This window comes from Methylomonas koyamae, assembly GCF_019669905.1.
Lineage (GTDB): Bacteria > Pseudomonadota > Gammaproteobacteria > Methylococcales > Methylomonadaceae > Methylomonas > Methylomonas koyamae.
Map to the genome: position 1 here is coordinate 3,210,341 of NZ_AP019777.1, position 12,058 is coordinate 3,222,398.

Annotated in this window: 14 protein-coding genes; 9 read left to right on the forward strand and 5 right to left on the reverse strand. The window is 57.1% G+C overall.

Features of this window, described 5'->3' with window-relative positions; genetic code table 11:
* Positions 1-5 precede the first annotated feature (5 nt).
* Both MKFW12EY_RS14350 and MKFW12EY_RS14355 read right to left on the reverse strand, forming a co-directional pair.
* Entirely contained in the window at positions 6-1,625 is a 1,620-nt protein-coding gene (locus MKFW12EY_RS14350; RefSeq protein ID WP_221053241.1) for a DUF4331 domain-containing protein, read from the reverse strand.
* Between the two features lie 43 nt (positions 1,626-1,668).
* Positions 1,669-2,403 carry a DVUA0089 family protein gene (locus tag MKFW12EY_RS14355; RefSeq protein ID WP_221053242.1) on the reverse strand — a complete coding sequence of 245 codons (735 nt, stop codon included), beginning with the start codon at positions 2,401-2,403 and terminating at the stop codon, positions 1,669-1,671.
* A 426-nt stretch (positions 2,404-2,829) separates the two neighbouring features.
* Between MKFW12EY_RS14355 and MKFW12EY_RS14360 the strand changes: the two genes are divergently transcribed.
* Both MKFW12EY_RS14360 and MKFW12EY_RS14365 read left to right on the forward strand, forming a co-directional pair.
* The gene (locus tag MKFW12EY_RS14360) at positions 2,830-3,474 is read left to right on the forward strand and encodes a sigma-70 family RNA polymerase sigma factor (protein ID WP_221053243.1); all 645 of its coding nucleotides are present in this window, start codon (positions 2,830-2,832) and stop codon (positions 3,472-3,474) included.
* Positions 3,467-4,306: a cupin domain-containing protein gene (locus MKFW12EY_RS14365; protein ID WP_221053244.1), complete on the forward strand. Its 840-nt coding sequence runs from the start codon at positions 3,467-3,469 to the stop codon at positions 4,304-4,306. The genes MKFW12EY_RS14360 and MKFW12EY_RS14365 overlap by 8 nt, the downstream gene beginning before the upstream one ends.
* A gap of 7 nt (positions 4,307-4,313) precedes the next feature.
* Here the strand turns inward: MKFW12EY_RS14365 and MKFW12EY_RS14370 are convergent, their stop codons facing one another.
* Positions 4,314-5,906, reverse strand: coding sequence for an ABC-F family ATPase (locus MKFW12EY_RS14370; RefSeq protein WP_054762943.1), 1,593 nt, complete (start codon positions 5,904-5,906; stop codon positions 4,314-4,316).
* 374 nt (positions 5,907-6,280) lie between these two features.
* Between MKFW12EY_RS14370 and MKFW12EY_RS14375 the strand changes: the two genes are divergently transcribed.
* A complete protein-coding gene (locus MKFW12EY_RS14375; RefSeq protein WP_221053245.1) occupies positions 6,281-6,955 on the forward strand; it encodes a glutathione S-transferase in 675 nt (224 codons plus the stop codon).
* Positions 6,949-7,260 carry a hypothetical protein gene (locus MKFW12EY_RS14380; protein ID WP_054762937.1) on the forward strand — a complete coding sequence of 104 codons (312 nt, stop codon included), beginning with the start codon at positions 6,949-6,951 and terminating at the stop codon, positions 7,258-7,260. The genes MKFW12EY_RS14375 and MKFW12EY_RS14380 overlap by 7 nt, the downstream gene beginning before the upstream one ends.
* A gap of 97 nt (positions 7,261-7,357) precedes the next feature.
* On the opposite strand, the gene MKFW12EY_RS14385 is transcribed toward MKFW12EY_RS14380, so the two are convergent.
* Positions 7,358-7,513, reverse strand: a complete 156-nt coding sequence (locus MKFW12EY_RS14385; RefSeq protein WP_186289564.1) for a hypothetical protein — start codon at positions 7,511-7,513, stop codon at positions 7,358-7,360.
* A gap of 208 nt (positions 7,514-7,721) precedes the next feature.
* Between MKFW12EY_RS14385 and MKFW12EY_RS14390 the strand changes: the two genes are divergently transcribed.
* Both MKFW12EY_RS14390 and MKFW12EY_RS14395 read left to right on the forward strand, forming a co-directional pair.
* Positions 7,722-8,006 (forward strand): type II toxin-antitoxin system HicA family toxin, encoded by a 285-nt coding sequence (locus tag MKFW12EY_RS14390; protein WP_054762935.1) that lies wholly within the window; start codon positions 7,722-7,724, stop codon positions 8,004-8,006.
* 55 nt (positions 8,007-8,061) lie between these two features.
* Positions 8,062-9,315 (forward strand): YfiM family lipoprotein, encoded by a 1,254-nt coding sequence (locus tag MKFW12EY_RS14395; RefSeq protein WP_054762933.1) that lies wholly within the window; start codon positions 8,062-8,064, stop codon positions 9,313-9,315.
* 93 nt (positions 9,316-9,408) lie between these two features.
* Here MKFW12EY_RS14395 and leuB read toward each other — a convergent pair whose 3' ends face one another.
* The gene (leuB, locus tag MKFW12EY_RS14400; protein WP_054762931.1) at positions 9,409-10,515 is read right to left on the reverse strand and encodes a 3-isopropylmalate dehydrogenase; all 1,107 of its coding nucleotides are present in this window, start codon (positions 10,513-10,515) and stop codon (positions 9,409-9,411) included.
* 160 nt (positions 10,516-10,675) lie between these two features.
* Between leuB and MKFW12EY_RS23075 the strand changes: the two genes are divergently transcribed.
* The 3 genes from MKFW12EY_RS23075 to dgt all read left to right on the forward strand — a co-directional run bounded on the left by MKFW12EY_RS23075 (position 10,676) and on the right by dgt (position 12,048).
* The gene (locus MKFW12EY_RS23075; protein WP_245006313.1) at positions 10,676-10,897 is read left to right on the forward strand and encodes a hypothetical protein; all 222 of its coding nucleotides are present in this window, start codon (positions 10,676-10,678) and stop codon (positions 10,895-10,897) included.
* 82 nt (positions 10,898-10,979) lie between these two features.
* On the forward strand, positions 10,980-11,192 hold the full coding sequence (locus MKFW12EY_RS23080) for a hypothetical protein (RefSeq protein ID WP_054762929.1): 213 nt from the start codon (positions 10,980-10,982) through the stop codon (positions 11,190-11,192).
* A gap of 163 nt (positions 11,193-11,355) precedes the next feature.
* Entirely contained in the window at positions 11,356-12,048 is a 693-nt protein-coding gene (gene dgt / locus MKFW12EY_RS14410) for a dGTP triphosphohydrolase (protein ID WP_221053246.1), read from the forward strand.
* Positions 12,049-12,058: the final 10 nt, after the last annotated feature.

A 12,058-nucleotide genomic window follows, 5' to 3' on the forward strand; every position in this document is an offset into this window, starting at 1 on the left:
GAAGGTCAATTGCTCGTGCAATTGCCGGGTAAGCCGCTGACTGGGTTGACGCAACCGGCTTCGCCCGGATCGACGTGCCGGCTGTGCCGGCCGCTGTTGGCGAAGGCGACGTAAGGAAAGGTTTCCTGGTAGATACGGTCGTTGCCGTTGACGCCGTCGGCGACCCGGTTGTTGGGAAAGGTATTGAACGCCGGGTTCAACACCCCGGCCACGGCTTGGGCGGCGATATCGGTGACGTCGTCGGATACTCGGCGCCCGTTCGGGAAACCGGCATTGTCCCCGGCCAGAAAGCCCATACGCTGCCGCGCTGCCGCCACGGTCGGGCCGATGCCGGTATTCAGCCGCAACAGGTCGGCCAAGGGTCCGCTCTGTCCGGCCGAGCAGCCTGGGCAAATCGGTGCGGCGTAAAATACCAGCGGCGCCAAGTCCAGCCGCGGCGGCGCCGGAATCGGCAACGCACCGCCGTAGGCGGCATTCAACACCCGCGCCAACAGCGGATCGAGCAGGTAATTGGCGAACGCGGCGTCGTTTTTCGGATCGCTCATGCTGAATTTGTCTTTGTCGCCGGTGCCGATCAACAACTCGTTGATCAACGGGTTACCCATGCGCTGGATCTGCGCGTAAGCGTTCGCCAACTTGGGTTTACCGCCCGGTTTGTCGGCATAGGCCTTGGTGCGCGGCCGCGAGGTAGTGGCATAGGTGCCGATCACGGCCAACGCATCGCTGGCGGCATGTTGTTTGCCGTCCTGGGTCAGGAGCGCGATCGGCAGTTCGATGGCAATGGAATTGACATTGAAGCCGGCCACGTCGTCCGGCGCGTAGTTGTTGCCGTTGTCGGCGGCCTGGCCGTCGGAAAACACGCCGGGAATCCCAGTACCGAAGGCGTCGCCGCGAAAATTAAAGGTATCGAACGCCGCGCCCAAATCGATGTAAAACGGATCGTCCACCGTGCCGGCAAACACTCGTACGCCGCCGCCCAAGTCGTAAATCCCCTGCCGGGCCAGATCGGTGTAATTCGGCATCGTGCGCGGCCCGACGTTGGACGGCACCGCATACAGCTTCTGTTGTTGGCTCAAGTCGATGACTTGGCGATTGGCGCCCTTGCCTTTGATTAACGTCACGCTGTAGCTTTGGCGCAGACCCAGGCCCTCGGAACCGGGACCGTCCAGCGCCGTGATGGCCGGCGGCACGATCGGACTGCCCGGAGCCACCGGCGCCGGCGAATTGGCCGGCGCGAAAATGCCGTTACCGGCACCGACGAAACCGGTAAACACGCCGGGCAAGCGGTTTTCGGTTTTAAAGCGAAATTGCAGCGTGAGGTCTTCTTCGGCGTCGAAGTCGTTATCGACTTTCATCTCGTAGAGAATCTCCGGGTCGAACGGAAAGTAGTTGGGACCGTTGCTGGGCTCCAGCAACGGATCGACGTTGAGTATCATCGTCACTTTGCTCGGATCGTCGTAGCTGACGAAGGCGTACCAGTCGGTAATGTCGGCCTTGCTGTCCAGCGCCGTCAACGGCGCCTCGCGGTGGTTGGCGGCGTCCGCTACGGCCATGCCGGCCAGATTGATGATGGCGCCGGCCAGCAGTGCCAGCGGCCAGCGGCTGAATGAGTCGTTTGGTTTCATAATCGGTCTCCTGTGGATTCAATAAGCGGATACAAGCTCCGCATCAGGCAATACGCGCCGGCGCGCTTTGCGGATGCAAGGCAACGGAAATTTTTGCGGAACCGGCACTCGGCTCGCCGCACAAATAGCGGCGGCCGTTTTTGGGTTTGGCGTAGCGGCCGCCCAGCATAAACAGCCCGGACAAGCCCAGCAGCATCAGGGTGGGCGGTTCCGGCACCGTGGCCGCCTGCGCGGCATCGACGTTGACAATGTGGAATTCCCAGGCCGCCGTGCGGTTCGGCTCGACCGGATTGTTGTTGCTGTCGAACAGGCTGCCAGCGCAGAAACGGCCGTTGCTGCAACCGAATGCGGCAGTGAAATTCGGATCGGCGTCGCGCAAGAAGCCGTCCGCCAACGCCGTGCCGACCGAGAAATTGTCGTATTGGGTTAACGTCGCCAGATAGTCGCCGGCGGCCAGATTCACAGCCAGATAGCTGTCGAACTCGCCGTAATCGAAAAGCGTGCCGTTGGAGACTTGGCTGCCGCCGGGAAAGCCGTCGTCCTGTTCCGCCAATTGGTTGCCGCCGCTGTCCCACACGCTGACAATCGGATCGAAGCCGCCGCCGAGCCAGGACGAGGTGAACAAGGTGACGACGCCGGGGGCACCGAGCGTGAAGTTGAAACGCAATACGTCGTTGTCGTTGGCAAAACTGCCGCTAAAGTCGAAGTCGGCGCCGGCGGCCGTTCCGGCCGCGCTTAAGCTCGCGGCCAAGGCTGCCGCGCAAAGAGTCTTTTTCATGATTTGCTCCGCAAAAGAGTGGTTGGGATAGGCAAACTCAGCCGCCGGGTCGCGACGCGGCCCAACGACTGGCTTGCAATCTTCAATACGCAGCGAATTCGGCCGCGGATGCAGAGCGGCAAAAAAATTTCGGCGGAAATTCTTAAGTGGTGGGTTGCGGACGGTCGATATCTTGGAAAAACCGACGTGTTTCAACAGCTTGAGCCGGCGGATTCATCAGGCACGTTTGCCAGGCCGGCGAAAGCTGCTTTATAGTGGCCCGAGAAATCCAATTTCCTTCAGCCTTGCGCCGAAGACGCTCACCCCAACTTGCCGACCGCATCGGTTGAATATGCCTGCCAGTTCGCAAAATTCAGCGTCTACCCTCCCCTGTCCTGCATCTATGGCGGCGTTCGCCGCGTATTTACCGTAACGGAGTAAGTAGCGATGGCGGACAACGATTGGGACCAAACAGACCAAGACCAGCCGGCGGAGGCACCGCGCACGGTTCCGGCCGACGAAGCCCAATTGCAGAGCTGGATTGCCGCCATCGTCGATCAAGATCAGTCGGCGCTGGAACGACTCTACGATTGTCTGGTCGAGCAAGTGTACGGATTGGCGTTGCGGATTACCGGCCGGGCGCAAATTGCGGAGGAAGTGGCGCAGGACACCTTCTGGCAGGTCTGGCGGCAGGCGCCGCGTTTCGACCCGGCGCGCGGTTCGGTTAGGGCTTGGGTCATGACGATGGCGCGCAGCCGGGCGTTGGACGCGTTGAGGCAATTGGATAGCAAGCAGACCGAACTGGAAGAGGAAACTTTGGCCGCCCTCGCCGCACCGGCGGCGCAGCGGCCGGCCGATCTGCTCGGCGCCGTGCAGCAAGGGCACATCTTGCACGCGGCATTGGCGCAACTGGAACCGCTACCGCGGCAGTTGCTGGCCTTGGCATTCTTCAGAGGCTTAAGCCACGACGAAATCGCCGAGAGCTGCGGCCTGCCGTTGGGTACCGTCAAGTCGCACATCCGCCGCGCGTTACAGAGTATGCAGCATTTATTGACAGCCGATTTCGGCGAGGTTGATCGAACCGATGATTGAACAACAGCCGCCTTTGTCCGGCTCTGAAGACGACGAGCTGGCGCCAATTCGCAATCTTTTGGCGGAGAATATTGCGCCGCTGCCGCTGGCCGGCAACCGCCGCAGCGCGATGCGCCAAGGCCTGATGGCGCAAGTGGCGACCGCCGTCGCCAAACAGGCCGGTCTGACCACGGTGCGGGCCAAGGACGGCGTATGGCAAACCTTGAAAACCGGCATCCGGGTCAAACCGTTGTGGGACGGCGGCGCTCTGGGCCGCTCGGTGTTGATCGAATTCGCCGCCGGCGCCAGCCTGATTCCGCACCGGCATAACAGCCTGGAGGAAGGCATCGTGCTGCGCGGCGATTTGGCGATGGGCGATTTACGTTTGGGGCCGCTGGATTACCATGCCGCCGCGGCCGGCAGCCGGCACGGCGCGATCTGCTCCGAGCGGGGCGCACTGGCCTATCTGCGTGGCACTTCGCTGGGCGATAGCCGCGAGGTGTTGAAAGAAGTGTTAAGCGGTTTGTTGCCGTTCGGCGCCGGTCCGTCGCTGACCGCCCATGGCTCGGACGTAAACGATTGGCCGGAGATCGCGCCCGGCGTGCGCAAGAAAAGCTTGTGGGTCGAAGGCGAGCGCGAGTCGTGCTTTTACCGGCTGGAGGCCGGCGCCCGCTGCCCGGCACACGGCCACGACACCGAACAGGAATGCATGATGCTGGACGGCGATTTATTCATCGACGACCTGCTGCTACGCGCCGGCGACTACCAACTGGCGCCGGCCGGCAGCGTGCATCGCGAGGTGTATACCGATGTCGGCGCTACCTTGTTCGTGCGCGGCGGCCGCAGCGATTGATCCGGGCTCAGCCGATATTCTGGCTGTTCAGATAATCCTCGTAACTGCCGCTGAAATCGACGATGCCGTTCGGTGTCAGTTCGATGATGCGGGTAGCCAGCGACGACACGAATTCGCGGTCGTGACTGACGAAAATCAGCGTGCCAGGATAATTTTCCAACGCGGCATTCAACGATTCGATCGATTCCATATCCAAGTGGTTGGTCGGTTCATCCAGCACCATCACATTGTTTTTTTGCAGAATCAATTTGCCGAACAGCATGCGGCCCTGCTCGCCACCGGAAATGACTTTGACGGATTTGTTAATTTCGTCATTGGAAAACAGCAAACGCCCCAGCGTGCCGCGAATGGTTTGATCGTCGTCGGTTTCCTTGCGCCATTGGCCCATCCATTCGATCAGCGACATGTCTTCGGCAAAATCTTCGGCGTGATCCTGAGCGAAATAACCGACGTCGGCGTTCTCGGCCCATTTCACTTCGCCGCTGTCCGGCGTCAAATCGCCGACCAAGGTTTTTAACAAGGTGGATTTCCCGATGCCGTTCGGACCGATCACCGCCACCCGCTCGCCGACTGCGATCATCATGTTCAGATTTTTAAATAAAGGTTCCGCGCCGTAGCCTTTAGCCAAATCTTTAGCTTCCACGGCCAAACGGTACAACTTTTTAGCCTGGTCGAAACGAATAAACGGATTGACTCGGCTGGACGGTTTGACTTCGTCCAGTTTGATTTTTTCCAACTGCCGCGCCCGCGACGTAGCCTGCTTGGCTTTGGAAGCGTTCGCGGAAAAACGCGCGACGAAGGTTTGCAACTCGGCAATCTGGGCTTTTTTCTTGGCATTGCTGGCCAACAATTGCTCGCGCACCTGCGTCACCGCAGTCATGTAATCGTCGTAATTGCCCGGATACACTCGCAATTCGCCGTAATCCATATCGGCCATGTGGGTGCAAACGCTGTTCAGAAAATGCCGGTCATGCGAGATGATGACCATCGTCGAGTTGCGCTCGTTCAGCACATTTTCCAGCCAGCGGATGGTGTTGATGTCCAGGTTGTTGGTCGGCTCGTCGAGCAGCATGATGTCGGGGTTGGAGAACAAGGCTTGCGCCAACAGCACCCGCAATTTCCAGCCCGGCGCCACCGCACTCATCGGCCCGTTATGTTGTTCCAATGGAATATCCAAACCCAGCAATAACTCGCCGGCCCGGGCTTCGGCGGTGTAGCCGCCGAATTCGGCGAATACCGTTTCTAGATCGGCGGCACGCATGTAATCGTCTTCGCTGGCTTCCATATTGGCGTAGATGGCGTCGCGCTCCGACATCGCCGCCCACATTTCGGCGTGGCCCATCATCACCACGTCCAGCACGCGCTGGTCTTCGTAGGCAAACTGGTTCTGGCGCAAGATACCCACCCGCTCATTGGCGTCGATGCTGACGTTGCCCGAGGTCGGCTCAAGATCGCCGCTGAGGATTTTCATGAAGGTCGACTTGCCGCAGCCGTTGGCGCCGATCAAGCCGTAACGGTTGCCGTTGCCGAACTTGACGGAAACGTTTTCGAACAGGGGCTTGGCCCCGAATTGCATCGTGATGTTAGCTGTAGAAATCAAAGGAATGTCCTTAAGTAGTCAAGAGCTGGCCGACTGAGCGCCGACGCTGCCATAGCGCGAAGGCGAGCGCTAAGAAAAACGTCCGATTTTACCAGAGTTTGCGCTGGGGCAGATTTGCCGTAGCCGCGGTACGGGGTTTAGGCTGAGGTTTTGTCGTAAAGTATCCAAAACAAAAGACACCCCAATGCCGCTCGAAACCTGCGCGCCAAAGGGGATTGAAAAACCAGCCTTTGGCTTTTGTCCGCGTCCAGGTTAGTGTCCTTTTCCGCCTCTGTTTTAATCGTACCCGAAGCGAAACGAAGGAGCTTCGCCTGTTACAATCGGCGCAGAAAAACCTGCTCAACGACCATCGATCAGCCGAACCCGGCAAAACCATGACCGACTCCAGCTACCCTATTCTGTACAGTTTTCGCCGCTGCCCGTATGCGATGCGCGCCCGTTTGGCAATCGCCGCCGCCGGCATTTGCGTTGCGCTGCGCGAAATCGAACTGCGCGCCAAGCCGGCGGCTATGCTGGCAGTCTCGCCCAAAGGCACGGTACCGGTATTAGTGCTGGCGAACGGCCAAGTCATCGACGAGAGTCTGGATATCATGGTTTGGGCCTTGACCCGGCACGATCCGCAAGACTGGCTTAACGTTTCGAGCCGGGCCGACGCCGACCGGTTAATTGCCGTTAACGACAGCCAATTCAAATACTGGCTGGACCGGTACAAATACGCCGACCGTTATCCGGAACACAGCGCGGAACATTACCGCGAACAAGGCGAATTGTTTTTGGCCGACTTGGAGCAACGCCTGCAGCGCAACGGTTGTTTCTGCGGCCGCCGTTTCGGCTTGGCCGACGCGGCGATATTGCCCTTCGTCCGCCAATTCGCCGCGGTCGATGCCGCCTGGTTCGCGCTAGCGCCTTATCCGGCGCTGCGGGCGGCTTTACAACACTTCGTCGAATCCGAGCTATTCGGCAAAATCATGGCACAGTATCCGGTCTGGCAAGCCACGGATCCGGCCCTCATTTTCGGCGCCGAATCCGGCGGGAGCAGCATATGTTGAAAATCTACAGAAAAGTCGTCGTCATCAACCCGAACCCGGACCAAGCGCAATTGCCGCCGGCAACAAAACCGCTGTCGCAACGCCTAACCGAGCTGTTGGCTATCCCGGCGATGATCGGCGGGGCCATCGTAGGCACCTTGGTGTTTTCCGCGCTGTTTGCCATCCTGCTGATTCCGCTATCGATCTTGGGCTTCAAGGTCTGGCGCGCCTGGCGCACTGCCCAACGCCAACAGGCCGAGCAAACCCTGGACGCCGAGTACACCGTGGTATCGACGGAACGCGACGAAAACCGTCCCGGCCGCTAACCTAGCCGCCAAAAAAAGGCCTCGAACCTTGCGGTAAGAGGCCAGGTAAGATGCAGAGCATTTACAACGAGGAGGTACTACGAAAATCGGGAAACGCTTAAATCCGGACCGGTTTGGCAACGCTCAGGTTGCTGGCCAGCGAGGCTGCGCCGAATAGCAACGTGGACAAGACAAACTCGCCCGACATGAAGCTGAAAATACCGGTGGTGAAAAACAGACCGGTAACGATGTCTTTAAATTTTGACTGGTTCATTTTTCCGCCTTGACTGGCTTGAGTCGAATCGTTGAAGTTGGGTTAACTATAAACTTTTAATTTTTATTTACAATAAGCCTATTTATAGATGATTTGTTTCTTTTGGAGAAACAAATAGCCGCCATTTAACCGCCCGCTGCAAGCTTTGGCGGAAAAGTTGGCATTTTTCAGGCAACGCTTTCAACACACCTGCCAGGAGTAAGCTGTCATGAGCCACCATTTAAACCTGCTCCGCGCGATATTTCAGGACCCGGTCAGCGCCAATCTGCATTGGCGCGACATCGAATCGTTGTTGCGCCATTTGGGCGCCAGCGTGCAACCCAGCCATGGCTCGCGTTTTCACGTGGTGCTGAACCAGGTCGAAGGCTTTCTGCACCACCCGCACCACAGCGGCGTCTGCAGCAAACAAGAAATCAAACACGTCCGCGAGTACCTGGCCCAGGCCGGCATCAGCGTGGCGCAGTACGAAGCGGAGCGGCACAAATCGGCCTGATTGTCGGCTTTCCGCGATCCGGCCCCGGATGCCGCCTAACCGCGTCGCACCAGCGATGAAGTTGTTCGGAAAGCTGTGCCGGCTGACTTTACTGCTGGCGCCGTTCTTAATCGCGCTGGCGATTTACGCTGCGCTCGACGCCAAACCTTTGTTGCAAACCCGCGCCGAACTGACGCCGGAGCAAATCGGCCGCGCCCGGCAATTGTTCCACCAAAACGACCCGCGCCGGCTGCGCTCCGGCACTGTCGCCCGCCTCAGCCTGGAGCAAGCCGATCTCGATTTGGCGCTGAACTACTGGGCCAACCAATTCGCCGGCGCCAGTGCCGCCTTGCGCCTGGAGCAAAATCGGGCCCGGATCGACGCCACCTGGCCATTGCCGGCCAACCCGTTCGGCGGCTACTTGAATCTAAGGCTGCAACTGCGGCAGAAAATCGGCTTGCCGCTCATCGATTCGGTTCGCCTCGGCTCCCTTTCAATTCCCGGACCGCTTGCCGAACTGGCGCTCAAAGCCGCGCTAGACTGGTTGCCGCTGCCGGTCGATCTAAAGCTCGTCGCCGGTTTCGTCCAACATGTGCAATTCCTGCCGCAACGCGCCACCGTCTATTACCGTTGGCAAGCCGATTTACCGCATAAATTGCGCCGCGCCTTACTGGCCGACGCCGAAGCCCAAATCCTGGAGCCGTACCAGCGCCGGCTGGCCGAACTGAGTGTTAAATTGCCGGACCGCGCCAGCCTGGCAGTATCGACTCAAGCCTTGTTCCAACTGGCGCAACAGCGCAGCCGAGCCGGCGATCCGATTGCCGAAAACCGGGCGGCGATTTTGGTGCTGACGCTGTATGCCAACGGTATTCCGCTGAGCAAAGCGATACCCCAAGCCGGACTCTGGCCGCGGCCCTACCGGCGCACGCTGCTGCTGAACGGCCGCGAAGACCTGACCAAACACTATCTGGTATCGGCAATGTTGGCGGCCTACTCCGGCACGCCGCTGGCCGATGCGGTCGGCTTGTATAAGGAGATCCAGGACTCGCGCGGCGGCAGCGGCTTTTCGTTTCCCGACCTGGCCGCCGACCGCGCCGGCACCCGCATGGGCGAAACCGCAATTGCCGGCCGGGATCAGGCTGCGCGGCTGCAACAGCGGCTGGCGCAAGCCGGCGAAGCGGATATGATGCCGGCCACTGCCGACTTGGTCGAATCGATGAACGAAGCCGAATTCGTCCAGCGCTTCGGCGGCGTCGAAGGCGCCGCTTACCGGCAAACTCTGCAAACCATCGAACGCCGCATCGCCGAACTGGCGTTGTTTCGCGATTGATTCGGAAAAATCCGGGCAATAAAAAAGGCGGGCCCTTACGGCGCCCGCCTTTTTACTGGAGGTTTTAAGCCGATTCGGCTTTACCGCGCAGACTTAAATTTTCGGCATCGCCCGCAGTTTTTCGACGACTTTATCGCCGAACTCCTGGGTGCTGATCATCGTTACGCCAGTGCCGGGTTTGGACAGATCGGCGGTCGAGTAACCGTCGCCGAACACGCCCTGCATCGCCGCCCAGACGTTTTTCGCTTCCGCTTCCATGCCAAAACTGTTTTCCAGCATCATCGCCACCGAACCGATCATCGAATAGGGGTTGGCGATGTTTTTGCCGGCGATGTCCGGCGCCGAACCGTGTGACGGCTCGTAATAAGCTTTATCGGGACCGATACAGGCCGACGGCATCAAGCCCAGCGAGCCCAAAATGCCGCCGCCCTGGTCGCTCAAAATGTCGCCGAACATGTTTTCCATCACCATCACGTCGAACTGGGTCGGTCTCAAGCACAGCGCGGTGGCGGCGGCATCGACCAAATAGTTGACGACTTGTACGTCCGGATAGTCCTTCGCCACTTCTTCCATCACCTCGTTCCACAACACGCTGGACATCAACACGTTGCTTTTATGGATGTTGTGCAGCAACTTGCGACGTTTTTGCGCCAGCTTGAACGCCTCGTGCATGATGCGGCGGATTTGGTCTTCGTCGTATTCCAGGGTTTCGCGGACGTAGCGCTTACCTTCTTCGTTAACGCCGCGCTCTTTGTTACCGAAATACAAGCCGCCGACCAGCTCGCGGACCATGATCAAATCGATGCCTTCGCCGATCACTTCCGGCTTTAACGGCGAGAAATGCGCCAGCGATTTGGGCAACGACACCGGGCGGAAATTGGCGTAAGTGTTGTAACGGCGGCGCATCGGCAGCAAAGCACCGCGTTCGGGTTGCTTCTCGACCGGGATTTTCTTGGATTCTTCGTGGCTCAAGCCGATAGGGCCTTTCAAGATCGCGTCGGCCTGGTCGCAAATATCAATCGTAGCTTGCGGAAAGGCGTCGCCGGTTGCGAAGTAAGCGCAGGCGCCGAACAAGGCCGGCAACAATTCGAAGCTCACGTCGTTACGTTCTTCGATGACTTTCAAAACCTTGAGGGCTTCCGCGGTGATTTCAGGGCCGATGCCGTCGCCGGCCAGGACTGCGATTTTGTAGTTTTTCATGAGATGGTGAGTGCTGAGTGGTTAAAGCGTTGAATCGAAAACGTTCGGTCAGTAAACAAACCGCGGATTTTAGCAGATTGGCCGCCACGCTTTCCTTGAAAAACGGCTTTCGTTTATCGATAGGCTACACTGTGCACGTCTTAACGTGAGAACTGACCTGATGAGTGACGAAAAACGCCTATCCACCACCCAACTCGCCAAATTACGCGGCGTATCCCAGGAGCAAATGTTCGGGCAACTGACCGCCGCCGGACGTGCTGCCGGCGGCGTTTATCTGACCGGCAAATACGGCCAATACGTCGCTTGGCCGGAAGCGCGTAGCCTCGATGCAGCGTCAGCGGAATCGAGGATTACAAAATTCCAACCATCAGGTGAACATTAAATAAATGAATTATATTGCCCTTTGAATCCTCGATTGCATCGAGGCTACTTGCTACGAACGCAAACTGCCGATTGAAGAGGAAATGTACTGCGACTTTTACATCCCCACCGGCAAGGTGTATATCGAATTCTGGGGCTACGAGAACGACGCCAAATACCAAGCCGGCAAACAGGAAAAACTCGCCATTTACCAGAAATATAATTTCAATTTGATTGAATTGACCGATAAGGATGTGTTGAATTTGGATGATATTTTGCCGAGGTTGTTGTTGAGATTTGGGGTGCAGGCTTATTGATTTCGAAAAATTCGTGTAGGGCGTATTAGCGCTAGCGTAATACGCCGAAAGAAAAGAAAATTCGGCGCAATGCCCGTTGGTTATTGCGCCTTACGGCATTGGTTGAATATGATTAAAGCGGTTAAGTTTTGATAAATTTTTCATCATTAAATGGAGAAAATATATGAGTATGAGCTGGGAAAAACTGTTATGTTCCGAACGTTTAGGTGCTCGACCTTCAAAAACTGAACTAGGGCGTTCAACTTTTATATCTGATCAGGACAAAATAATATTTTCGGGTGCGTTTAGACGTCTCGCAAGAAAAACTCAGGTTCACCCTCTAGCAACAAATGACCATATTCACAATCGATTAACACACAGTTTAGAGGTGGCTTGTGTTGGTAGAAGCTTAGGAAGTTTGGTTGGAAAAAAGCTGGCGTTAGACGGCAATCTTCCAGAGAAAATATCATCGGGTGATATTGGTGAAATTGTTAAAGCGACATGTTTGGCTCATGACATCGGAAATCCACCATTTGGTCATACAGGCGAAGAGGCCATACGCAGTTGGTTTAATAACGAGGGAAGTCAATATTTAAAGGAGTTAAGACCATGTGAGGCCAATGATTTAAAAACATTTGAAGGAAACGCTCAAGGACTCAGGATTTTGACATCCGTTGAAAATCACTTGAATGAAGGAGGTATGCGACTTACATACGCAACACTTGCGTCATTTATAAAATATCCTTGGACCTCACTTCCTTCGACTGATGGTCAAAGGCCAAAAAAGAATAAATATGGAGTATTCACATCCGAATTGGAGATATTTAAGGAAATATCAAATGCCACAGGATTAATGAAAAAAGATGGTGATGACTGATATGCGCGAC

Bases quoted from the DNA above. Each gene is read 5' to 3' on its own strand.
- MKFW12EY_RS14350 (WP_221053241.1), bottom strand. From the start codon at position 1,625: ATGAAACCAAACGACTCATTCAGCCGCTGGCCGCTGGCACTGCTGGCC.
- MKFW12EY_RS14355 (WP_221053242.1), bottom strand. From the start codon at position 2,403: ATGAAAAAGACTCTTTGCGCGGCAGCCTTGGCCGCGAGCTTAAGCGCG.
- MKFW12EY_RS14360 (WP_221053243.1), top strand. From the start codon at position 2,830: ATGGCGGACAACGATTGGGACCAAACAGACCAAGACCAGCCGGCGGAG.
- MKFW12EY_RS14365 (WP_221053244.1), top strand. From the start codon at position 3,467: ATGATTGAACAACAGCCGCCTTTGTCCGGCTCTGAAGACGACGAGCTG.
- MKFW12EY_RS14375 (WP_221053245.1), top strand. From the start codon at position 6,281: ATGACCGACTCCAGCTACCCTATTCTGTACAGTTTTCGCCGCTGCCCG.
- MKFW12EY_RS14380 (WP_054762937.1), top strand. From the start codon at position 6,949: ATGTTGAAAATCTACAGAAAAGTCGTCGTCATCAACCCGAACCCGGAC.
- MKFW12EY_RS14385 (WP_186289564.1), bottom strand. From the start codon at position 7,513: ATGAACCAGTCAAAATTTAAAGACATCGTTACCGGTCTGTTTTTCACC.
- MKFW12EY_RS14390 (WP_054762935.1), top strand. From the start codon at position 7,722: ATGAGCCACCATTTAAACCTGCTCCGCGCGATATTTCAGGACCCGGTC.
- MKFW12EY_RS14395 (WP_054762933.1), top strand. From the start codon at position 8,062: ATGAAGTTGTTCGGAAAGCTGTGCCGGCTGACTTTACTGCTGGCGCCG.
- leuB (WP_054762931.1), bottom strand. From the start codon at position 10,515: ATGAAAAACTACAAAATCGCAGTCCTGGCCGGCGACGGCATCGGCCCT.
- MKFW12EY_RS23075 (WP_245006313.1), top strand. From the start codon at position 10,676: ATGAGTGACGAAAAACGCCTATCCACCACCCAACTCGCCAAATTACGC.
- MKFW12EY_RS23080 (WP_054762929.1), top strand. From the start codon at position 10,980: ATGTACTGCGACTTTTACATCCCCACCGGCAAGGTGTATATCGAATTC.
- dgt (WP_221053246.1), top strand. From the start codon at position 11,356: ATGAGTATGAGCTGGGAAAAACTGTTATGTTCCGAACGTTTAGGTGCT.